Source organism: Iodobacter ciconiae (assembly GCF_003952345.1).
GTDB classification, from domain to species: domain Bacteria; phylum Pseudomonadota; class Gammaproteobacteria; order Burkholderiales; family Chitinibacteraceae; genus Iodobacter; species Iodobacter ciconiae.
In genome coordinates this window covers 1,013,806-1,035,340 of record NZ_CP034433.1, presented here as the reverse complement: position 1 = coordinate 1,035,340, position 21,535 = coordinate 1,013,806, and the positions used below count along the sequence as shown (strand labels likewise).

Annotated in this window: 21 protein-coding genes; 2 read left to right on the top strand and 19 right to left on the bottom strand. The window is 45.6% G+C overall.

Annotated features, from left to right (window positions below):
• Nucleotides 1-34 precede the first annotated feature (34 nt).
• The 11 genes from EJO50_RS04580 to EJO50_RS04530 form a co-directional block, all read right to left on the bottom strand.
• Entirely contained in the window at nt 35-922 is an 888-nt protein-coding gene (locus tag EJO50_RS04580; protein WP_125971901.1) for an ABC transporter substrate-binding protein, read from the bottom strand.
• Between the two features lie 176 nt (nt 923-1,098).
• Complete coding sequence (locus EJO50_RS04575) at nt 1,099-2,832, bottom strand: ABC transporter ATP-binding protein (RefSeq protein WP_125971899.1); 1,734 nt, start codon at nt 2,830-2,832, stop codon at nt 1,099-1,101.
• A gap of 12 nt (nt 2,833-2,844) precedes the next feature.
• Nucleotides 2,845-3,903 (bottom strand): ABC transporter permease, encoded by a 1,059-nt coding sequence (locus EJO50_RS04570; RefSeq protein WP_125971897.1) that lies wholly within the window; start codon nt 3,901-3,903, stop codon nt 2,845-2,847.
• A gap of 15 nt (nt 3,904-3,918) precedes the next feature.
• Nucleotides 3,919-4,857 (bottom strand): ABC transporter permease, encoded by a 939-nt coding sequence (locus EJO50_RS04565; protein WP_125971895.1) that lies wholly within the window; start codon nt 4,855-4,857, stop codon nt 3,919-3,921.
• A 37-nt stretch (nt 4,858-4,894) separates the two neighbouring features.
• The gene (locus tag EJO50_RS04560; RefSeq protein WP_125971893.1) at nt 4,895-6,667 is read right to left on the bottom strand and encodes an ABC transporter substrate-binding protein; all 1,773 of its coding nucleotides are present in this window, start codon (nt 6,665-6,667) and stop codon (nt 4,895-4,897) included.
• Nucleotides 6,668-6,750: 83 nt separating this feature from the next.
• Nucleotides 6,751-8,748 carry a M3 family metallopeptidase gene (locus EJO50_RS04555; protein WP_125971891.1) on the bottom strand — a complete coding sequence of 666 codons (1,998 nt, stop codon included), beginning with the start codon at nt 8,746-8,748 and terminating at the stop codon, nt 6,751-6,753.
• Between the two features lie 138 nt (nt 8,749-8,886).
• Nucleotides 8,887-9,306, bottom strand: a complete 420-nt coding sequence (locus EJO50_RS04550) for an ExbD/TolR family protein (RefSeq protein WP_125971889.1) — start codon at nt 9,304-9,306, stop codon at nt 8,887-8,889.
• A gap of 92 nt (nt 9,307-9,398) precedes the next feature.
• The gene (locus tag EJO50_RS04545; RefSeq protein ID WP_125971887.1) at nt 9,399-9,833 is read right to left on the bottom strand and encodes an ExbD/TolR family protein; all 435 of its coding nucleotides are present in this window, start codon (nt 9,831-9,833) and stop codon (nt 9,399-9,401) included.
• Between the two features lie 5 nt (nt 9,834-9,838).
• Nucleotides 9,839-10,576, bottom strand: a complete 738-nt coding sequence (locus tag EJO50_RS04540) for a MotA/TolQ/ExbB proton channel family protein (RefSeq protein WP_206434450.1) — start codon at nt 10,574-10,576, stop codon at nt 9,839-9,841.
• Nucleotides 10,577-10,611: 35 nt separating this feature from the next.
• Nucleotides 10,612-11,265, bottom strand: a complete 654-nt coding sequence (locus EJO50_RS04535; RefSeq protein ID WP_125971885.1) for a hypothetical protein — start codon at nt 11,263-11,265, stop codon at nt 10,612-10,614.
• A gap of 361 nt (nt 11,266-11,626) precedes the next feature.
• The gene (locus tag EJO50_RS04530; RefSeq protein WP_125971883.1) at nt 11,627-14,128 is read right to left on the bottom strand and encodes a TonB-dependent receptor plug domain-containing protein; all 2,502 of its coding nucleotides are present in this window, start codon (nt 14,126-14,128) and stop codon (nt 11,627-11,629) included.
• Between the two features lie 786 nt (nt 14,129-14,914).
• On the opposite strand from EJO50_RS04530, the gene EJO50_RS04525 reads away from it, so the two are divergent.
• The gene (locus EJO50_RS04525) at nt 14,915-15,610 is read left to right on the top strand and encodes a crotonase/enoyl-CoA hydratase family protein (protein WP_125971881.1); all 696 of its coding nucleotides are present in this window, start codon (nt 14,915-14,917) and stop codon (nt 15,608-15,610) included.
• A 102-nt stretch (nt 15,611-15,712) separates the two neighbouring features.
• On the opposite strand, the gene EJO50_RS04520 is transcribed toward EJO50_RS04525, so the two are convergent.
• The 3 genes from EJO50_RS04520 to EJO50_RS04510 form a co-directional block, all read right to left on the bottom strand.
• Complete coding sequence (locus EJO50_RS04520) at nt 15,713-16,186, bottom strand: WbuC family cupin fold metalloprotein (RefSeq protein WP_125971879.1); 474 nt, start codon at nt 16,184-16,186, stop codon at nt 15,713-15,715.
• Nucleotides 16,187-16,192: 6 nt separating this feature from the next.
• A complete protein-coding gene (locus EJO50_RS04515; protein WP_125971877.1) occupies nt 16,193-16,420 on the bottom strand; it encodes an RNA-binding S4 domain-containing protein in 228 nt (75 codons plus the stop codon).
• Between the two features lie 69 nt (nt 16,421-16,489).
• Nucleotides 16,490-17,239 carry a fused MFS/spermidine synthase gene (locus tag EJO50_RS04510; RefSeq protein WP_125971875.1) on the bottom strand — a complete coding sequence of 250 codons (750 nt, stop codon included), beginning with the start codon at nt 17,237-17,239 and terminating at the stop codon, nt 16,490-16,492.
• A gap of 5 nt (nt 17,240-17,244) precedes the next feature.
• Between EJO50_RS04510 and EJO50_RS04505 the strand changes: the two genes are divergently transcribed.
• Complete coding sequence (locus EJO50_RS04505) at nt 17,245-17,535, top strand: GIY-YIG nuclease family protein (RefSeq protein ID WP_125971873.1); 291 nt, start codon at nt 17,245-17,247, stop codon at nt 17,533-17,535.
• A 38-nt stretch (nt 17,536-17,573) separates the two neighbouring features.
• On the opposite strand, the gene EJO50_RS04500 is transcribed toward EJO50_RS04505, so the two are convergent.
• The 5 genes from EJO50_RS04500 to EJO50_RS04480 form a co-directional block, all read right to left on the bottom strand.
• Nucleotides 17,574-17,918 carry a hypothetical protein gene (locus EJO50_RS04500; protein ID WP_125971871.1) on the bottom strand — a complete coding sequence of 115 codons (345 nt, stop codon included), beginning with the start codon at nt 17,916-17,918 and terminating at the stop codon, nt 17,574-17,576.
• Between the two features lie 34 nt (nt 17,919-17,952).
• On the bottom strand, nt 17,953-19,155 hold the full coding sequence (locus EJO50_RS04495; protein ID WP_125971869.1) for a tryptophan--tRNA ligase: 1,203 nt from the start codon (nt 19,153-19,155) through the stop codon (nt 17,953-17,955).
• A gap of 70 nt (nt 19,156-19,225) precedes the next feature.
• Nucleotides 19,226-19,867 carry a site-2 protease family protein gene (locus EJO50_RS04490; RefSeq protein WP_125971868.1) on the bottom strand — a complete coding sequence of 214 codons (642 nt, stop codon included), beginning with the start codon at nt 19,865-19,867 and terminating at the stop codon, nt 19,226-19,228.
• Between the two features lie 46 nt (nt 19,868-19,913).
• Nucleotides 19,914-20,537: an L-threonylcarbamoyladenylate synthase gene (locus EJO50_RS04485; protein WP_125971866.1), complete on the bottom strand. Its 624-nt coding sequence runs from the start codon at nt 20,535-20,537 to the stop codon at nt 19,914-19,916.
• 3 nt (nt 20,538-20,540) lie between these two features.
• Nucleotides 20,541-21,410 carry a 3',5'-nucleoside bisphosphate phosphatase gene (locus tag EJO50_RS04480; RefSeq protein ID WP_125971864.1) on the bottom strand — a complete coding sequence of 290 codons (870 nt, stop codon included), beginning with the start codon at nt 21,408-21,410 and terminating at the stop codon, nt 20,541-20,543.
• Nucleotides 21,411-21,535 lie beyond the last annotated feature (125 nt).

The following is a 21,535-nucleotide window of genomic DNA, read 5'->3' as shown; positions in this document are numbered from 1 at the left end:
ACTCAATTTAAAAGTCCATTCAAATTAAAGCGGACTAGGGTAGTGGCATATCTTTAACAATAAGCCGGGGAGCAGGATCGTATTGTACTGGAATATCCTGCAACCCGATTCCTTTCTGATTCATGGCAATAATCCGAGCCGCCAGCATACCCTGCTCACGGTAATCCCCTACCGTTCCCACCGTGCAGCGATAAGGAATAAAAGCCTCAATACTACAAATGGTTGCAATATGTGCATCATTGAGCGCCTGCATTAATTCCGGTGCAACCGAGATTAAATAGCTATCTGCTGGAATAAAAACCACGCTCTCTCTGGCATCCTGTTGCAAACGCAGTAATTCTGCTTTAAGTAATACTTTATCGGGGTTAATTCGCCATGTCTCTAATATCCATTGATAATCAGCAGCAACTGACTTTAACTGCTCAGCAATCAATTGTGTATTACGCTCCCGTGGATTAACCGGCATCAGCATTTTACTGCCTTTAGGCAAATATTTTCGGGCATTGCTAATCTGTAATGACAAGAAAACCATATTGCTCACCCCTGCCACTACTTTATTATCTTTTTTATTTACCGAGACAATACCTGCTCCAACCGGATCGAATACTGCATTAAAAATTAATGGCTTACGCCCGGCTAAAAAGCTTTTGGTCATTAAAGTCGCTGTTGTACCAAAGCTATACACATAATCATACGATGCCAGCTGGGGCTCTAACTTTGTACGTAGCATTGTAGCCAGGGCGGTGCGATCCTGATTTGCATCAAAGACAGTCAGCACAGGTTTTAGACCCAGTTTTTTCAACTCATCACGAAACCCCTGCTCAGCGGCGGTTTCACCACGCCAGAGCACCATCGCAATTTTAAGTGCATGCGCGGATACAGGCATCAGCCATAAGCTGCAAAAAAATAAAATACGCATCATTACATGCACCTAAAAAAACGATTACAACATCTTTAACTTAGACCATGCTCAACTTATCACCCATAACAAAATGATGATTAAATAGGGCATCATCAATTAGCCCTCACCATACTTCTTTTTGCAAAAAAAAAGCCGCCCAGACTTTCTGTCTGAACGGCGGATATTTTACAAACAGCTTATAAAATAACTGAATCACTCTTTAAATACTGCTGATTCTGTACCCTGCCACGACCTTGTGGAATAGACGATAATAATTTACGCGTATATTGAGCAGCCGGATTTAAATAAATAGAATCCGCATCAGCCTGCTCAACCACCTCACCTTTATTCATCACCATCACCTGATCCGAAATATGCTTAACCACGGCCAGATCATGCGAAATAAATAAGTAAGACATTTTAAATTCATCCTGCAAATCCTGCAGTAAATTCAATACCTGTGCTTGCACCGATACATCCAGAGCCGATACCGATTCATCACAAATCAGAATTTCGGGCTTCATGGTTAAGCAGCGTGCAATGGCAATCCGCTGACGCTGCCCTCCCGAGAATTCATGCGGGTATTTCGCTAATGAATTCCCGTGCAGATCTACTTTATTGAGTAAATCACGCGCCAGCTTAATGCGCTCGCTATCATTTGCACCAATGCCATGCAATTTCATCGGCTCGGTCAGAATTTGCTCAACAGTAAAGCGCGGATTTAAAGACGCATAGGGGTTTTGAAAAATAATCTGAATACGCCGCTTGTATTCATTAAATTCCCGCGGGCTCATGGCAAATAAATCTTTGCCATTAAAAAATGCCTGGCCGCTGGTGGCCTGATGTAGGCGCACCAGCGTTAAGCCCACGGTGGTTTTGCCCGAGCCTGATTCACCCACAATACCCAGTGTTTTGCCACGTGCTAACTTAAACGACACATCTTTCGCGGCGTGAAAAATACGTTTACCAAACAGGCCTTCACGCGATTCAAAATATTTACCGAGGCCTTTCACCTCCAGCACGATCTCATCATCCGCCTTATAACCACGCTCACGATTTGCAGGCTCGGTGTAACCTTCCGCTTTTAAAAAATCATCAATTACGGCCAGGCGCTCCGGGCGGCGATCCAGGTGCGGGCGGCAAGCCAGCAGTGCCCTGGTATAGCTGTCTTCTGGTGCATCAAAAATTTGCTCCACCGTGCCTGCCTCACGGATCTCACCGTGGCGCATTACTACCACATCATGGGCAAACTCTCCCACCAAACCCAGATCATGGGTAATAAACAGCACCGACATGCCATGCTTTTTTTGCAGATCGGCAATCAGTTGTAAAATTTGCTTCTGAATGGTGACATCCAGCGCCGTGGTTGGCTCGTCTGCAATCAAGAGCTTAGGTTTGCACGCAATCGCCATGGCAATCATCACACGCTGCTGCTGCCCGCCGGATAACTCATGCGGATAGTTACTGGCCTTTTTTTCAGGATCAGGCAAACCGACTTCGGCGAGTAATTCAACCGCGCGTTTTGCAGCAGCACGACGGCCTAAGCTGGCATGCAGCATCAGGGTTTCTGCCACCTGATCACCAACGGTAAACACCGGATTTAAAGAGCTCATCGGCTCCTGGAAAATCATGGCAATATCTTTGCCACGCATTTTGCGCAGCTCACGATTACTCAAACCCAGTAAATTATGCCCTTCAAACAAAATCTGGCTGTCTTTGCCGACTTCGGTATTGTTAGGGGGCAGCAATTGCATAATCGCCATCGAAGTGACGGATTTTCCCGAGCCCGATTCGCCCACCAGCGCCACAGTACGGTGCTTAGGGATATCAAAACTCACGCCTTTGATGGCGTTAAAGCGAGCACCGTCTTCCTGGCGAAAATTAATCACCAGATTACGAACCGATAGCAATGCTTCAGTATTTTGGGACATGTCGCGCGCTCCTTATTTCACTTTTGGATCAAGCGCGTCGCGCAATGCATCCACCAACAGGCTAAACGCAGTCACCAGCACCGACATTGCAATCGTTACCGCAACCATTTGCCACCAGAAGCCCTGCACCAGCTCTGCAGGTGCTTCGGCCAGCATTGATCCCAGGCTCACCTGAGTAACACCTACACCAAACCCCAGAAAAGACAGAATGGCTTCGTATTTAATCAAAGCAACCGTCATCAAAGAAAACTGAACCAGCAGCAAATGGCTGATGTTTGGCAAGATATGCACAAACATACGGCGGGAATGCGAAGCGCCAATTGCATCGGCAGCCTGTACATATTCGCGGTTTTTCAGCTTCATATACTCGGCCCGTACCAGGCGATATGTCCCTGTCCAGCTCGTTAAAGCCATTACCATAATAATGGTGCTGATCCCGCGGCCGGAAACTGCAGCAAAAGACAGCAGCAAAAGCATATCCGGAACAGAAGTAAAGATGCTGTAAAACCAGGTTAGGAAATCATCAACTTTGCCACCAAAATAACCTGACACAGCCCCAAGCGCCGTACCAATTGATAGCGCCAGAATGGCACCAAAAATGCCGACAAAAATTGAAGTTGATGTCCCTTTAATGGTTTTTGTGATCACATCACGGCCACGTAAATCTGCCCCAAAAGGCATCGTTTCACGCCTGGGAGGGCTGTTATCTGCGTACTTGGCAACATTTTTTTGCGCCGCAGCCAGCTCTTTGGCAATCGGGTCTTCAGAGGGCAGCAGAGTCTGAATCTCTTGCTCCTCCTTCGCCGCTATATGTTTGCCTGGCGGTAATTGCTTGTCTTTACCCTTGGTCATCCAGGAAGGCGGTGCATAGGGCACGGCCACTTCATCGGCCCAGTGGCTGGCCACCATATTGACCCAGCCCCCCACCGCAATCAGTAAATAAGCCACCACCACCCATAGCGCAATAAAACCTACTTTATTACGCTTAAGCCGTTGCCAGCCTAATGCCCACAAACTTTTTGATGCCGTTTCTGTTTGCAAACCCGGCATTGCTTTAATAATTGCATCCATTTACATACTCCGGGCTTATTTAAGCTGAACGCGTGGATCGATTAATTTGTAAACCAGATCCGCCAGCAAATTAAATACCATCGTTGCCATTGCGATATAAATGGTTACGGCTTTAATAACCGGAAAATCACTTTTATTCACCGCCAGCAATACTTCATTGCCCATACCCGGAATACCAAAAAAGCTTTCCAGAATTAACGCCCCCATCATTAAAAATGGCAAGGACATCATGACCGTGGTTACCACCGGAATCATGGCATTACGTAATACATGCTTAAGCATGATTTTTTGCTCGGATAAACCCTTGGCACGCGCAGTGCGCACATAATCATTATTTATTTCTTCAATAAAAAAACTGCGATAAAAACGAATATCCGGGCCAATTGAAACCAACAACCCCATTAATAATGGCAAAGGCACATAAACCAGTAAATTGGTGAATAGAGAATCACCCCATCCACGCACCGGGAACCATGATAATTCATAAGCCAGAATATATTGGCCCACCACGATATATACCAGCGCACTAATCGACATCGCTACCGTACACGCAATGGTGACCACCCGATCGGTTAAACCACCACGGAAATACGCCACGACAGCCGCCAATGGAATAGACACCAATAAGCTCACCACCAGTAAAGAGCCGGTTAAGGTTAATGATGGCCCAATGCGGCTGGCAATCATACTGGATACTGGCTGCTGCGTAGACCACGAGGTACCAAAATCTAAAGTCAGCACCTGCTTTACAAATATAAAAAATTGCTCCGGCAAGCTCTTATCCAGACCCAGCTGGCTGCGGATATTATTTAAAACTTCCTCGGTTAAATGTTTTCCCCCAAGAATCAGGCTTGGGTCGCCCCCCACAACAGAGAATAAAAAAAACACCAATAGCATAACCCCGAATAAGGTCGGAATCATTTGCAAAATACGGCGAATAATATAGGCAAGCATTATTTTTCCCTGGCCACAAATCAATCAATATTAATCATTACTTTTTAATATCCAGATATCGCCACAGGGTATTAAATTGCGGATGGGGTTTATAACCCCTGACCCATTGATGCGTCAGGTAATTATTAAACCGCGTATCACCCATTACCCAAGGTGTATCAGCCATCATGATTTTATTCATTTGATCATAAAGCGCATTACGCTCCGGGCTGTCAGCTAACTTTTGGGATGCTTCATAAAGCCTGTCATAGCCCGGCGATTTGTAGCAGGCATAATTTTCACTGCCAATATTTTTACCATAAAGCATCATGGTAAAATTGTCGCCATCCGGATAATCTGCCAGCCATGCTGCACCATCCATACCATAGCTGCAGGTGCGCAGCGATTTAACCTGTTCATTCCATTGCATTTGCCTGAATGCTACTTTTACTTTTATCGAGTCAAAGGCTTTTTGCCAGTATTCATTCCACTGTTTATCAATACCGCTGGTGCCTGTAATAAAGTCAATTTCAAATGGCAAGCCATTAGGTAATAGGCGTTTTCCATCTTTGCCAATTTTATAGCCAAATTCATCCAGCAAAGCATTTGCCAAAGCCGGGTTATATTCAAATGCTGCTTTAAAGTTCGGGTTATGCCCGGCTACATTGGGTGGAACAATATACTGTGCCTTAACTGCCTGATTACGGCGAATATTACGAATAGTGTCTGCCGTATTAAAAGACATGGCAATAGCGCGGCGTAAAGCAATCTTGTCTTTGCCTAGACCTCCAACCACAGGATCTTGCATATTAAATACGAAAAAGGTAATTTCTTCACCCAAATCGCGGTAAAGTTTAATTCTTCTTTTTTTTAAATCAGGCTTTAAATCTGCACGCCAAGGATCTTTTGGATCAAGCAATAAGGAACCGCGCACCAGAGGCTGAGGCAAGCCCGCAAGATCCAAATCCCCATTTCTAAAAGCAAGCCAGCTGGGCTGCTCCTCCTGAATAATAGACACTTCTACGCGGCCAATTTCAGGAATACTTTTTCCATTCATTTCTTTCGCAATCTGCTGATCGCTTTTATCATCACCTGGCTTGTAATCAATCACTCTTTTTCTGTAATTTGGATTTGCCAGCAACGAAATGTGCGTGCCGGGCTTCCATTCAGTGACCATATACGGGCCTGTGCCTACCGGATGCGACATCGTGTTATCCGCATAGGCTTCCATCACTTCGTGGGCCACAGCGCCCAGATGTGGCATAGCCAGTACATATTGCAATGCAGGATATGGCTCTTTTAAAGTGAGCCGCAATGTATAACGGTCTAGTGTTTTAATCCCCTCAACCGTTTTATCATAATCAAGCTTGCCATTTTTGGCCGACTTAAGCCATTCATCGAGACCAATAAACTTGCCAGCAATCAAATACCCTGTTGGGGACCCTGTTGCAGGATCAACAAGACGTTTAAGTGAATAGGCATAATCCGCAGCAGTTAATTCACGCTTCTGGCCTTTAAATACCGCATCAGGCGCAAAGTAAATGCCCTTTTTAATATGCAGTGTTAATACCTTGCCATCTTCACTCAATTGCGGCATTTCAGTCAGTGTATTCGGGATGAGTTTTACAGGCCTTGCCATAAAATCATAAGTAAGCATCGGATCAAATACATTTTCTGTAATTGAGCTGGAATACACATCCGATACTTTGCCAGGATCAAAACCTGTTTCAGGGGCTCTAAATGACACCCTCAACACTTTATTCATATCCGCAGCTAATGCTGGCTGGCTAAATAGCGCCCCCGCTATGGCGATGCTTAATAGTTTTTTCATCACCTTCTCCCCCTTTAATCCATTTAGACAAATGCTTTTTTTATAAAGAAGCACACTCGTCTAAATCATATTCAACCAGCTATTCATTCAGCCGCTTTAGCCGCCACGCCACGCTGACCGCTAATCTCCTGAAAAAACGCATCAGCATTAGGTTTACGGCCAATAAATTCTTCAACCAGCTCCATCGCCGGCCTCTGACCGCCATTTTCCAAAATCAGTTCGCGATAACGCTTGCCCTGTTGTACATCCATGACATTACTGCCAAAGGCAGACAACATATCCAGCGCTAACACTTCAGACCACATATAGCCGTAATAGCCTGCTGCGTAGCCGCCCACGATATGACCAAAGGTGCCGGGGAACTCTGTACCTGCCACATAGCCCAGCGGCGTTTTACCCTCCATCTTTTGCCATACAGCCAGTGGATCTGCCGCGTCTGCAGCAGCCAGAGCCATGTCATAAGCGGAATACAGTACCTGACGGGCGTATTTCAGCCCGCGGCCAAAACGGCGGGCCTCGTCCATTTTGGCAATCAGCTGAGGATCAATCGGCTTGCAGCTTGAGCAAGTATCGTTAAATAACGCTTCCGCTTCGGGCCGGCGCGCCCATTCTTCATACATTTGTGATGGCGCTTCAACAAAATCACGCTTCACCGATGTGCCTGCATGCATGGTGTAACGTGTCTTGGATAATACGCCATGCATAATGTGGCCAAACTCGTGATAAAGCGTTTCCAGCTCATTCTGATTAAAGCCTTCACGACTAAAATTGGTGACTAAAACGCTGACAGGTGTTTGCCCGCTTAAGCTGCTGACGCCGCGCACAGGAAAAGCTGCTGCGTGTTTATATTTACCATCACGCGGGAAAAGATCGAGGTAAAAACTGGAGAGGTATTTTTTGCTGCTGCGATCAAATACGTCATAAGCACGCACCTCTTTGTGCCATGTTTTTAATTGGGCATTCGGGCGAAAATCAACGCCATAGAGTGTGCCGGTGACGTTCATCATCCAGGCAATGGTCGGCTCGGTAGGAAACTGCTCACGCACTTGTTTTTGATCAAGCTGATAGCGACGGGCTTTTAACTGCTCTTCATAAAATTGCACATCCCAGCGCTTTAACACGCTGTCGGCCTTGCCGGTAAAGCGGATTTTTTCCTGGCGCAACTCTTCGATATCTGATTTTTCTAAGGCGGTAACCCGCGTTTGCACATCGGCCAGGAAAGTATTAACTGCTTCGGGTGTTGCGGCCATTTTATTACGAATAGCAAATGCGGCGTAACTGGAATAACCGGCGAGTTGGGCAATTTTTTTTCTTAATTCGACAACTTCTTTTAAAATTTGTAAATTAGCCGCGCCGCCAATTTTCATCCGGCCAATGTAATAACGCTCACGGCTAGCTTCATTTTCTGCATAGCCCATCACCGCATCAATTTCGGGATAATCAAAACCCAATACATACTGGCCTGCTGCATCTTTTTTGGCAGACTCTAAAAAGCTGGCCGAAACACCTTTTAATTCTTCAGCCATAAAGCTGATTCTGGCCTGATTATCCCGCATATTGCGGGAGAAATCCTGTTGCAATTTTTCTATTTTATTAAAAATAGCGGCTAATTCTTTACGTTTTTCTTTGGATAAATTAACGCCACGATCTTCAAAATAGCTAAGCAAATCGGCTTTAGCCTCTGCATCAATAGCATCTTTCGGCTTTAAAGCTTTAAACCGGTTATATAGAGCCTCACTTTGTAAAACTTCACTGATCAGTGCAGACATTTTTAAATTGCACGCATCAGCAGCAGTACGCACTGGTGCTGATGGGCTCACTTCTGATAACAAACCCATCGGCCCGCCAAAGTGATCCAGGTTTTGATTAATTCTATTCCATTCACCCAATGTATTAGCTGCATTGACTTTTGCCAGTGGCAATTTTTCCAATGCAGCCATTTTTTCTTTTGCCTGAGAAATTGTCTGCTGACACTGGCGTGCAATATCAGCGGCAGAAGGTAAAAGCAATGCACCACCTTGCGCCGCCAATAGCGGCGCAGAAGAAAAAAATACAGCAAGGCTTATCGCTATTTTATTCAAAATATTTCCCGGCAAAGGTTAATCAGATCTTTCTTTGCGATTATTTTTAATCTGCATACATAAAAAGAGGTTAATGCCTGCTATTCAATTTTATCTTTTCTTCGATATAAAAGCCGGGCAAAAATGCCCTGCTTTCAATTATTTTATAAATTGCTCATGCCCGACAATACCAATCTTTTTTACCCCTAATCGCTGCGAGCTGGCCAGAACCAGAGCAACAGATTCATAATTTGCATCTTTATCAGGGCGAATATGAAACTCTGGCTGCACGGCTTTGCGGGCTGCTTCAGACAGATTTTTTTCTAAAGCAGCACGATCTGCCAAAGGAGTGCCAGCCCATGAAATAATATTATTACTGCCAATATCAATCTGAACTATTTCCGGTTTTTCTGCCGGTTTAGCAGGTGAATTAACCGGCATATCCAGTTTGACAGCATGTGTTTGAATTGGGATAGTGATAATCAGCATAATCAGTAAAACCAGCATCACGTCAATCAATGGCGTGGTATTGATTTCCATCATCATATCATCGTCATTACCACCGACTTGCATACCCATAATTGTTCTCCACAGCGCATTTACTTATCTAATGATTCAGTGGGGCAACAGTTTAAATGGCATAAACCATTGCCCGGCACTTCACTCTTCCATTAATTTCTGGCAGGAGGCTCGGTAATAAAGGCAATTTTTACAATCCCCGCCCTTTGTACGGCTAATACAATCCGCCCTACCGAACTATATTTGGAAGACATATCACCACGAATGTGAATTTCCGGTTGGGGATCCATTTTTGCAACTTTAACCAAACGGGCCAGTAATTCTTCATCTGACTTCACTGGGCTGATATTCCAATAAATATTGCTTTTATCATCCACGCCTAAAACAATGTTTTCCGGCTTGGTTTGCGTTGGAATATTGACCTCTTTAGGTAAAGTCAGTTTAATCGTTTGCGTTACTACTGGAATGGTAATTAAAAAGATAATAAGCAAAACCAGCATCACGTCAACCAATGGCGTGGTATTAATCGCTGATATTACATCGTCATCCTGGCTGGATGCCCTTTGCCCTGGCCGCAGATATCTCATAATGATTACTTAGGTGTGCTGAGTAAATTGGTATGCAGGCGGGCAGCTACAGCATGAACCATTTCCACCACTAACTTATTACGGCGCACCAGCCAGTTGTAACCCAATACGGCAGGCACGGCAACAGCCAGACCGATTGCCGTCATGATCAGCGACTCACCCACCGGGCCTGCCACTTTATCAATCGAAGCCTGCCCGGAAATACCAATTGCTGTCAGTGCATGGTAAATGCCCCAAACCGTACCAAAAAGACCAACAAAAGGAGCGGTAGAGCCAACAGTTGCAATCACCGACATCCCTGCCTGCATTTGGCTGCTGGCATGATCTGCTGCATCGTAAGTTGCCATCGAAACCCAGGTATTCAGGTCTACATTTTTGCTTAATTCGCCATGATGCTCGCTCGCAGCCTGTGCGCCTGCATGGGCTACCGAGCTGTAAATACCGTCATCTTTCAGCTCTTTAGCTCGGCTCAGCAGCTCCGGGCCACGTGCTTTAAGTAAATCACGACCTAATTTAATCAGGCGGCGCTGATCCAGAATCTTAACAATACCCACGTACCAGGTTGCCGCCGACATAGTCAGCAAAATGACTAAAGTGCCTTTAGCGACGATATCACCTTGCGCCCATAAAGCATCAATACCATACGGATTGGCAACGGCTGTCGTGGTATTTGCCAGTACTGGCAGTGCACACGCTGCAGCAGCGGCTGCGAACATAAAAAATTGGCGGGAGAACTTGGCCATGATCGGGATACTCCATGAAAAAAGTGAGGGGCTAATTATTCTGTATCGAGCTTAAAAGAAAGCTCTTGCTCAAAAATCGTATCCGGCTTGCAGCTATTACCCTGTAAAGACTGCTTGGCCGCTTGCAAAAACTGACTACGGAAAGATGCTGGAATCCCACTTGTAAACTTAGAGCTGATAATTTCGCTCAGCTTTCCGTCTGAATTTGTCTTGTAAACAATCGTGACCACTCCACTGATATCTTCACTCAAAGCCTTGCGAGGAAACTCCAGGCCACCAAATTTACTGCAATTACCCACCGTTGAAATCGGACCGGCAGGGGTTGCCGGGGCCGCGGTGACCTGAGGCACAGCCGGGGCCGAAGGCGCTTTTACTTCCGAAGTCGCCTGAACCGTATTGGCCGACTGGGTCGTCGGCGCAACGACAGGAGGCGGAACATAAGCCGGCTGCTGCTTTGGTGGCGGCGGAGCTGTTTCTTTCACCACTTTTTCAATTTTCGGAGGTGGTGGCGGCGGAGGCGGTGGCGGCGGCTCACTAATCACAGCCACTTCAACTTTTTGCTGAATGACCTTAACCAGATCTTTACCCAAGCCGGTAACCAGCGCATAAACAACGAGCACATGCAAGGCAGCCACCCCCATTAAGCCCACTGCACGGCGATCGCGTGCATTCTGGCCAAAAGCTTCCACGATGCTCTCCTTTAAATAATTTACGAAATAGCTTAATAAAATAATCAAGCTGCTATTAACATACGCCTGTAAATAATAATTTTTTACTAGGGTTTTCTCTAGCCCGTCAAAAATAACAATTAAACATAAAATTAATAAGAATAATCTCAGACAATCAGACTGCAGCTGTTTTTTATTTATTTTTATGCTTAATTTTATAAATTAACGTCAACAAAAAATATGACAGATTATTAATGTACAGGCATCACCAATACAAAATAATGCCAGTTTAAAAAAAATCGTTATATTTGCTGCACTCTGTGAATAAAGCAAAAGGATGACCTGTGAGGACAAAGCCCTCACAGGAAACACTTCCCTTTTTTTAGAACGAGTACTTTGCGCCCAGACTATAGAAACGACCGCGTGCACTATAAATTGGGGCATATCCCGGATACTGGAATGTTGTCCCAACATTAGAGAATGGGGGCTCGGCATCCAGTGCATTTTTCACCGTAAAATCAAGCTTTATCCCTTTAAAACCGGTATAGCTAAGGTTAAGATCGACTTCGGTAAAACTATCAACGCGCTTAGTCTCCGGATCATAATTCGCTTTATCATCAACACTTACTTTTGAATCTTTAAAGCCCGCTGTAGAGCGAACAGCAGCACCACCCGACCAGCCTGACTTTTCAATATCAACGCGGAAAGTATTACGCCAAACGGGTGTTGGAGTGCCATTAATCATGACATCCAGTCCATCCTCCATCTCTCCTGCCGCATTGGTAGATTTGCTATATAAATAATAAGAATTACTATTTGAAAAAGTAACCGTAGCAATTTCCAGAGGAAGGCGCACTCTTAAATCAGTATCAATACCGGATGATTCAAACTTGCCACGATTCAATAATTGCTTGAATACAATAGGCTGTTTATCCCGAATAAACCACTGGCCTGCAGCTAATGCCTCAGATTCTGTTGGCGTAGTGATTACATCATCTTTTTTCATTAACCACCAATCAAGGCTACCGCTAAATACACCGATATCAACCACTGCACCAAAATTAAATGAATTGCCAATTTCAGGTTTTAAATTAGCATTTCCTTTTGTTTGCGTATAACCACTTACATTGCAGCCTTCAGGTTTATTTATATATTTACAGTCTTCACCAGAAAACTTATACGAGCCTTCCGATGGATTTTCGCTAATTTGCTTAAGCGAAGGCATACGGAAGCTTTCCGAAAATGAAGAGCGAAACATTAGCTCGGCAATAGGCTGGAACCGAACGGCCAAACGTGGTGATAGATGGGATTCCGAATCATACTGATCGTAACGGGCAGCCGCCTGAAACTCCAGCGCCTTTGTAACAGGAATGGCTAACTCGGCAAACAAACCCTGACCTGTACGAGAAACATCGGTTGCCGCTTGTTTAATCGAGCCCTTAACCAAACCCGCCTGGGTTAATAAATCAGGCGTATCAACCAATGACTCCTTCACCAGGCTCATACCAACAGCAAATGCAACCGCCCCACCATCCAGATTAATACCTGTCTCGCCACTCACTTTTGCATTAAAAAATGACTGTTTATTTTCAGCTTCACGCAGCGGGCTTACCTTGATACTGTCGACTAAGGCCTGATCATTAGTGATTGATGTGGCATCAATCTTATCTTTGTTTTCCTTGTACTTCACTGCATGCAAATAGTTGCTGTCTTGATTAGTTGATTTGCTGACACCGTACCCAGCAGAAACACTCCAGTCAAAACCACCCGTACTGCCATCCAGACCTGCAGTCAATTGGGATAGGGTAGACTCGCGATCCGTTGTCCGCGGGCCAGCCTGCATAAACCGGCCTAGATATTCTTTACCATCCGCAGTCAAAAATACATCGGGAACCGGATGGGCCTCAAAATGGTCAGTTGACTTAGAATAAAAGCCTTGCACCATCGCCGTAATATTGTCAGTAATCTTTACGCTGCCTTGCAGCATTGTGCCCATTCGGTCAGCTGCATTATTAATCGTTAAGAGTGACGCCAGAGGGTCATACTTACACCCTTTATCGGCTTGCAATTCTGCCGGGCAACCTGGCTTAACCGTGCCAATGATATCGCCATCATCATTTAATAAATTGCCATAGGGCGAATAGTCACTGCGATCATCTGAACCACCGAACCGCCTAAAATCATTAGACTTCGTCATGTCTCTGTCTTTTGCATAGATTGCATCGCGCTTCAACAGATCAAATGTTGCTAAAACATTGAACCCTTGCTCATTCAGATCACCATAGCCACCGGTCATACCAAACGTTTTTTCTGTGCCATCCCCGCGGCTGGACTGACCTAAACCACCGCGAATTTCACCGCCCTGATAGTTTTTCTTGGTAATGAAATTTACGACCCCTGCAACAGCGTCAGAGCCATAGATGGCAGAGCCGCCATCCTTTAATACCTCTACACGCTCAATTGCAGAAAGCGGAATCATATTGATGTCAACCGCAGCCCCTGCACCACCTACATCTGTAAATGCAGCAGTAGGAATACGGCGGCCATTCATCAAAACCAGCACATCACTTTCATTCAAGCCGCGCATTTTAATATTCGAAGCGCCAGAGCTGGTTGGAGAGTTTGCTTTTTGATCACCATAATCAAAAAAATCAACAGCAGTAATATTCTTTACCAGCTCCTGAACAGTAGTAGCGCCGGTTTTTTCAATTGCTTTACGATTTACCGTTTCTACGGCAGTTGCACCTTCTTTCTTCACGCGCTTAATGCTCGACCCTGTTACTTCAACGCGCTCAACTTTATTTACTATTTCTTCAGCCTGAGCGCTTATTGAAGCTCCAGCACCGATTAAAGCAATCGCAACTGATAATTTTTTTATATGCATGAAAGCCCCCTGATATTTAGCCTTACAAATACTCACTTAAACGTGAGATTCCTTGCTCTGCATAACCGCTGTATTTGTATCTGCGGCTTTCGCTAAGGAAAAATTACCATAGGTGAATAATGCGAATGTAACGATATGTAACTAACACAAGAGCTAAACGGGGAGGAAATATATGCTAATTTTTCTGACACACTTGATGCAAATCAAAGAATTAGCGACAAGCTAGGGATAATCCCAGCTTGATTTGCTTACGATAAAAGCAGTGGCTAAATCGATCAAATTAATATCAAAACAACAATACAATGAAATACTTATTTCAATCCAATCAAGGAGATACAAAAACACTTTCAAAAAAGCAAGCAAATACTAAAAATAACACAAGTTAGTTGTAAGAAAATTTTAACGACTCTGCTTATTAATAAACCCGCCAGTGCCAGGATTCAAAAAAAATACAAACATTTTTATGCTTTTTATGCAGTGTGCCTTGTACTATTACCGTGCATTTTTCGATAAAAAGGGGATAAAAATGCCCTGAAAATCATATCCTATTGTCATTTTTTATTTGTATATTTAGTACATATTATTCATTACATTTGAGTGGTATCTACCACACCTTCCAATCAATGCACCACTCAATGAAAGAAAAAAGAAATATGCGCGCAATAATCTAAGGCTATTTTCAAGTATTTATAGCCCTTTGATTGCAAAAAAAGTGGGCTTGCCCCACTTTACCAATAAGCATAGAGCCGATAAGGTTTACACCCAATCTTCCACCCGGGCTCAAGAATGAACTCACTTATTTCTTATCAATTGACCGATGGCATTGCAATACTGACCCTAAGCCATGGCAAGGTAAATGCTATCTCCATGGCTGTGATTGATGCTTTTAACCAGGCCCTTGATCAGGCTGAGCAAGATCAGGCGGTGGTTATTATTACGTCAGGGCCAGGCATTTTGTCTGCTGGTTACGACCTGAAAGTGATGAGCTCTGGCCTGGATCAGGCCGTGCCGCTTGTAACTGCGGGCTCAAAGCTAAGCCGCCGTCTGTTAGCGCATCCCTACCCTGTTATCATTGCATGCCCGGGGCACGCCATTGCCAAAGGTGCTTTTTTATTGCTGTCTGCAGATTACCGTATCGGTGTAACAGGCCCGTTTAGCATTGGCCTGAATGAAGTACAAATTGGAATGACCATGCCCTACACAGGGATTGTTATTGCGCGCAATCGCTTGAGTCCGGCAGCATTTGAGCGCTCAGTCATCAATGGAGAAATGTTTAGCCCGCAAGGCGCGGCAGAGGCAGGATTTTTAGATTTACTGGTTGAACCGGAAGCTCTGGCTGATAGCGCCATAGCCGTAGCCCAGTCACTGAAGAAAATCAGTATGAAAGCCCATAAAAATACAAAACTGAGGGTACGCCAGACATTTTTAGCCGCTGTAGATAAGGCCATCGAGCTGGACAAAGAAACACTGAGCCTGGATTAACCGCCCTCTTATGATGAAAAGCACTGTATGTGCTTTTCATCATAAGCAGAAATATCAACATATTGGCCGTGAATACTTCTCCATCAGGTGGTTACGGACTAATCAGGCAAGCCAGCGGTCCCCCACCTGAGCCTGCTGATACCAGGCCAGTAAATCGGCCACTCTACTATCACCGTCCAGAGGCCCCCACGGCGCAAAGTCCTGCGCGGCAATCGGCATATAGGGGCCATGCTTCACTTCAAAAATCACCCCGCCCTGATCTAAAGATAATACGGCGTGCCATACCCCCGGGCAGGTTTCCAGCAAAGCAGCGTCTTCACCTAGAATTTGGCGGGCAATCACTTCACCTGCATCATTAAAATGCAATACCACAAATCTTCCGGCCAAAGGGTAGAGCAGCTCCCAGGTATGCGGATGACGATGCGGACGAACCAGCGTGCCCGGCTCCATGGCAATGGCCAGGCGCTGGATCGGATCTGCTAACTCTTTATGCATATTCAGATTAGCCCGGCGGCGTGAAGACGCCTTTGCCGATGCAGCCAGCGCAATGATGTCTGCAGAAGTGATTTTTTTCATTTTTATTTACTCGGCGGCGGCCACAACGCGAATCAGCACCGATTCCCCCACCTGAACCACCTGCCCCGCACGAATTTTGCACGCTTTACGCAGCTCTTGCTGACCATCAACCAGCACATCACCCGAAGCAACAATTTGTTTCCCCTGCCCGCCTGAGCTGGCAACATTGGTGATTTTCAATAAATTATGCAGCTCAATAAATTCATTGCTGAGTTCAACTTCAAATTCTTGCATTTCTTGATCTCTTTTTTTAATCCTTCAAATAAGGAGCGAATCATACCAGCTTCTTCAGTTTGTAAAAAATCAGCCCAGGCTATATTGCAGGCCTGCACGCAAACGCCGCACAATACCCTGCAGATCCAAATCATGCAGAGCTTCCATCCTGGATGCTGAAAACAGCAGCTTAATCCAGTTTATTTTAAAGTTTTCATCCTTACTGGCAAAAACAATCACGTTATAGCTATTGAATGCACGGCAAAACCAAACACGCTCATTAAAAACCCGCTTTAATCTTTCGATATAAATATTTAATTGGGGATCTGTTCCCCACAAATTAATCACCAGCACCCCTTTATCCGTTAAAGCCATACGGCAATGATCATAATAAGATTCTGTTGCAAGAGAAGCTGGCAGGCCTTCATGATCATAAGCATCCAGCATAATGACATCAGCCTCAGCATGCCCGTGCGTTATATAATCAACTGCATCGGTTTGAATAATACGAAATCGCTCATTATCATCGGGGATAAAAAATTCATGACGTAATGCAATAACCTCTTCATTAATTTCCAGCGTGGTTACTTTACTTTCAGGTAAATAGCGATAGCAATATTTTGGCAAAGAGCCGCCACCCAAGCCCACAATTAATACCCGCTTTGGATCCGGAACAAAAAGCAGAAAACCCATCATCGTTTGCGAGTAACCCAAAGCCAGAGAATAAGGATCATCCAGATTCATTGCACTTTGTATTGAATGTCCGTCAAAACGTAATGATTTACATCCATCCTCTAAAGTGAGATAAAGCGCATTATCAAGTGATGCTGAAAAAGTCATACAATATGCCTAAAGAATTAACAAGCCCCTACAAACCATGGTTCGTATACCTGATCGAATGCCAGAATTATTCAATTTATACAGGAATTACCGTGGATGTAGAAAAACGCTATGCTGCCCATGCAAGTGGCAAAGGTGCCCGCTATACGCGAATTCACCCGCCCATTAAATTATTGGCGGTTGTTGAGTTTAATGATCGAGCTGCAGCAGCAAGTACCGAATACACAATAAAACAGTGGACAGCAGAACAAAAACGCGCTTTTGCCGCCCTGCATGCCGTCGTTAACCTGGATTAAAGCATGGTTAAGTGATGTCTCTTTTTAAAGCGATCTCTCTATTCCTGTATATTCTGCTCTGCCCGGTCCGCAATATGGCTGGATCTTGCCAATAACATCAATAAGCCAGCCAAAACCATTAAGGCTGGAATAGAAAGTTTAAGTCCGATTGCATGATAATCCTTCAAATAGAGTGCAAAGCCTGCTGCAATCAACATTGGTGCAGTAACCACGCTGGATTTATTTATTCCTTCCAATGCCAGCACAGCAATCCCCGCAGCAATCAACCCCAGAATAATTAATGTGCCCATTTGCGGCATCAATTGCAGCTCGTTAATTAACCAGCCGCCACCCACTGCAATTAGAACAACCGGCAATACTGCACTGCGTTTTTTTTCTGACATATTACCTCCTGTTTACCGCGCACCAACTCTATTCCTAGTAATAAGACAGCCCCATTGCTTCACGTACATCCCGCATCGTGTCCCTGGCCAGATCTCTTGCCCGCTCGCAGCCATCGGCCACAATGCTTTTGACCAGTGTCAGGTCTTCAAGATAGGGCTGGGCACGCTCGAACATCGGTTTTTGCTCTGCGAGCACGCCATCAATCACCGGCTGTTTGCACTCCAGGCACCCGATACCTGCACTTTTACAGCCTTCTACCACCCATTTTCTGGCCTCGGGCGATGAATAAACCTGATGCAGCTTCCATACAGGACAGCGCTCTGGCTCGCCAGCATCCGCACGGCGTGCGCGCGCCGGGTCTGTAGGCATTTGCCTGATCTTTTTTGTTACCGAATCGGCACTTTCACGCAAATTAATCGTGTTGCCATAGGATTTAGACATCTTTTGTCCATCCAGCCCGGGTAAGCGTGCGGCTTCGGTAAGAAGCGGCTGAGCTTCCGGCAAAATCATTTTGCCGCCGCCTTCCAGATAACCAAATAATCTTTCCCGGTCTCCGTGGCTTAAATTCTGTGTTTCCTGCAAAAGAGAGCGTGCCGCTTCCAGGGCGTCTACATCACCATCTTGCTGATAACGAGTGCGTAATCCATCGTAAAGCTTGCCTTTTTTACCACCGATTTTCTTAATCGCCGCTTCTGCTTTTTCAGCAAAGCCCGCTTCCTTGCCAAATACATGGTTAAAACGGCGCGCCACATCACGGGTAATTTCAATATGCGGAACCTGATCCTCGCCAACCGGCACTAAATTACTGCGATAAAGCAAAATATCCGCAGCCTGCAATAGCGGGTAGCCCAAAAAGCCAAAGGTATCCAAGTCTTTATGGCTAAGCTTTTCGATCTGGTCTTTATAACTAGGGGCGCGCTCCAGCCAGGACAGTGGTGTAATCATTGATAATAAAAGCTGCAATTCTGCATGCTCGGGTACACGACTCTGGATAAATATACAGGCCTGAGCCGGATCCACCCCGGCAGCAATCCAGTCAATAACCATATCCCAGACATTTTTTTCTATTACGCTGACATCATCATAATTAGTCGTCAGTGCATGCCAGTCAGCCACCATAAACAGGCTCTGGTATTCACTCTGTAATTGCACCCAGTTTTTTAATACACCGTGGTAATGACCAAGATGCAGCTTGCCAGTGGGGCGCATACCAGAAAGAACACGATCGGGGAACATCGCAAATCCTATAAAAAACAATCAAAGAGCAGCGTCATTACGAACGCCTGCCCGGCAGCAGCACTATTTATCAAACAATAAAATGAACGAGACGATAAGCCAGGGCCATAAACGGCGCCATAATGCCACCCAATACACCTGTAGCCAGTAAGCCAATCAAAATAAACATGCCATAGGGCTCTACAAGAGCCAGCCTTGCCGCCAGATGATTAGGCAGCAGAGACAACAAAATACGACCGCCATCTAGTGGCGGCACCGGGATCAAATTCAAAACCATCAAAGACACATTAATGCTAATCCCTGCCTGCGACATATAAGCCAGCGGCAATTGAAACGAGCTGCCATCAAGTCCCTCGGCCAGTTTAAAAAACAGGCCCCATATAATCGCCATCGCAAAATTAGCCCCAGGCCCCGCTGCTGCGACCCATAACATATCTTGCTTGGGTTTTTTTAGCCGCCCAAAATCAACCGGCACAGGCTTTGCCCAGCCAAATAAGAAACCACCCGGCAAAATTAGAAAAATCAGGGGCAGTAAAATTGTTCCGATCGGATCAATATGCTTAAGCGGATTAAATGTCACACGACCTAATAAATAAGCCGTTGGATCGCCAAACTTCTTCGCAACATAGGCATGCGCCGCTTCATGCGCAGTAATAGCAAACAGAACCGGCAATGCCCAGATAGCAATTTTTTGAATCAGATTAAATTCCATTTAATACCCTTCTTTATTCAATGCGCTGCTGGCTGCCTCTGAGCCGTTATAAACCTAAGGGCAGCAAACTGCCCTTACCAGCGCGCAGCAACTCCACCTGATCACCCGATAAATCCACCACCGTAGTTGGCTCCATCCCGCAATAACCACCTTCAATCACCAGATCAACCTCATGCTCCAGGCGATCACGAATCTCCCAGGCATCAGTTAAAGGATCTTCATCACCAGGCAGAACTAAAGTAGACGATAAAATGGGCTCACCCAGCTCTTCCAGCATCGCCAAAGCAATTGGATGATCCGGTACACGCAAACCAATTGTGGATTTCTTAGGATGCCAGACTCGGCGTGGCACTTCTTTTGAGGCTTCCAAAATAAAAGTGTAACTACCGGGAGTAGTCGCTTTCAGGATGCGGTAGACTCGGTTATCCACTTTAGCGTAAGTGCCAATTTGCGATAAATCACTGCAAACCAGCGTGAAGTGATGCTTGTCATCTAACTGGCGAATACGCTTGATTCGCTCTAAAGCATCCTTAGAGTCAAGCTTACAGCCGATGGCATAACAAGAATCCGTAGGGTAAACCACCACTCCACCCTTACGAATAATATCAACCGCTTGTTTAATAAGGCGTGCTTGCGGATTTTCTGCGTGAATCGAAAAAAACTGAGACATTATTTAACCTAAAGTTGAGGAAGAGGACATCGTCTCTGGTGGCAACCAGCGATGCCAGACAGGCTGGCAGTCCATAGGTAAATCGGGATTCAGACCTGGCTCACGCGCGCCTTCTCCAGTCGCGTGATAATCCGTGCCGCAAGACGCTAAAAAACCAAACTCCTGAGCCAGCCTGCCAAATCGTGCTGCATCAGGAATACCATGGCAGCCGGAAACCACCTCAATGGCTTCTCCACCAAGGCGTTTATACTCGGTGAGCAAGACCCGAAGTGTTTCATTACCCATTTCATAACGGGCAGGATGAGCGAGTACAGCAACGCCACCCGCGCCGCGAATCCATTCAATTGCTTCGTGCAAACGCGCCCATTCATGTTCAACAAAACCGGGCTTGCCACGCACCAGATAACGCTTAAACACCGAGCCCATATCTTTACAGACACCGGTTTTGACCAAGTGACGGGCAAAATGAGCACGGCTCAGGATTTCCGGATTATCCGCATACTGCCGGGCGCCTTCTAAGGTGCCATGAATCCCCACCTTATCCAGCTCGGCCGCCATCCGCTCGGCACGCTCGGCACGGCCGGATCGGACAATGGCCAGCCCCGCCAGCAGCGCTTCATTGTTTCGATCAAAGCCAAGACCAACGATATGCAAAATATGCTTGCCCCAGCTCACCGAAATTTCTACACCATTAATAAACTTCATTCCTAATTGGCGGGCTTCGTCTTCAGCCTCGGCAAGTCCGCGCGTTTCATCGTGATCAGTCAGTGCAAACAACTGGCAGCCCCGTTCAAATGCTTTACGTACCACCTCACGAGCAGGGAGCAGGCCATCGGAATGGTTCGAGTGGCAATGCAGATCAACGGGGGTCATGCTTATTTCCTTGCAAATACATCTAAGTGAGGACTTCAAAGCATCCCCTGATTATAAAGACACTTCAGCTTAATGCTCAGAACACAAAACCTTGGGCTACAGAAAAAAACAGCATAGCATCACAG

Bases quoted from the DNA above. Each gene is read 5' to 3' on its own strand.
- EJO50_RS04490 (WP_125971868.1), bottom strand. From the start codon at position 19,867: ATGGAATTTAATCTGATTCAAAAAATTGCTATCTGGGCATTGCCGGTT.
- EJO50_RS04580 (WP_125971901.1), bottom strand. From the start codon at position 922: ATGATGCGTATTTTATTTTTTTGCAGCTTATGGCTGATGCCTGTATCC.
- EJO50_RS04560 (WP_125971893.1), bottom strand. From the start codon at position 6,667: ATGAAAAAACTATTAAGCATCGCCATAGCGGGGGCGCTATTTAGCCAG.
- EJO50_RS04500 (WP_125971871.1), bottom strand. From the start codon at position 17,918: ATGTCAGAAAAAAAACGCAGTGCAGTATTGCCGGTTGTTCTAATTGCA.
- EJO50_RS04485 (WP_125971866.1), bottom strand. From the start codon at position 20,537: ATGTCTCAGTTTTTTTCGATTCACGCAGAAAATCCGCAAGCACGCCTT.
- EJO50_RS04505 (WP_125971873.1), top strand. From the start codon at position 17,245: ATGCCTAAAGAATTAACAAGCCCCTACAAACCATGGTTCGTATACCTG.
- EJO50_RS04575 (WP_125971899.1), bottom strand. From the start codon at position 2,832: ATGTCCCAAAATACTGAAGCATTGCTATCGGTTCGTAATCTGGTGATT.
- EJO50_RS04545 (WP_125971887.1), bottom strand. From the start codon at position 9,833: ATGAGATATCTGCGGCCAGGGCAAAGGGCATCCAGCCAGGATGACGAT.
- EJO50_RS04515 (WP_125971877.1), bottom strand. From the start codon at position 16,420: ATGCAAGAATTTGAAGTTGAACTCAGCAATGAATTTATTGAGCTGCAT.
- EJO50_RS04525 (WP_125971881.1), top strand. From the start codon at position 14,915: ATGAACTCACTTATTTCTTATCAATTGACCGATGGCATTGCAATACTG.
- EJO50_RS04550 (WP_125971889.1), bottom strand. From the start codon at position 9,306: ATGGGTATGCAAGTCGGTGGTAATGACGATGATATGATGATGGAAATC.
- EJO50_RS04510 (WP_125971875.1), bottom strand. From the start codon at position 17,239: ATGACTTTTTCAGCATCACTTGATAATGCGCTTTATCTCACTTTAGAG.
- EJO50_RS04495 (WP_125971869.1), bottom strand. From the start codon at position 19,155: ATGTTCCCCGATCGTGTTCTTTCTGGTATGCGCCCCACTGGCAAGCTG.
- EJO50_RS04540 (WP_206434450.1), bottom strand. From the start codon at position 10,576: ATGGCCAAGTTCTCCCGCCAATTTTTTATGTTCGCAGCCGCTGCTGCA.
- EJO50_RS04570 (WP_125971897.1), bottom strand. From the start codon at position 3,903: ATGGATGCAATTATTAAAGCAATGCCGGGTTTGCAAACAGAAACGGCA.
- EJO50_RS04520 (WP_125971879.1), bottom strand. From the start codon at position 16,186: ATGAAAAAAATCACTTCTGCAGACATCATTGCGCTGGCTGCATCGGCA.
- EJO50_RS04530 (WP_125971883.1), bottom strand. From the start codon at position 14,128: ATGCATATAAAAAAATTATCAGTTGCGATTGCTTTAATCGGTGCTGGA.
- EJO50_RS04480 (WP_125971864.1), bottom strand. From the start codon at position 21,410: ATGACCCCCGTTGATCTGCATTGCCACTCGAACCATTCCGATGGCCTG.
- EJO50_RS04565 (WP_125971895.1), bottom strand. From the start codon at position 4,857: ATGCTTGCCTATATTATTCGCCGTATTTTGCAAATGATTCCGACCTTA.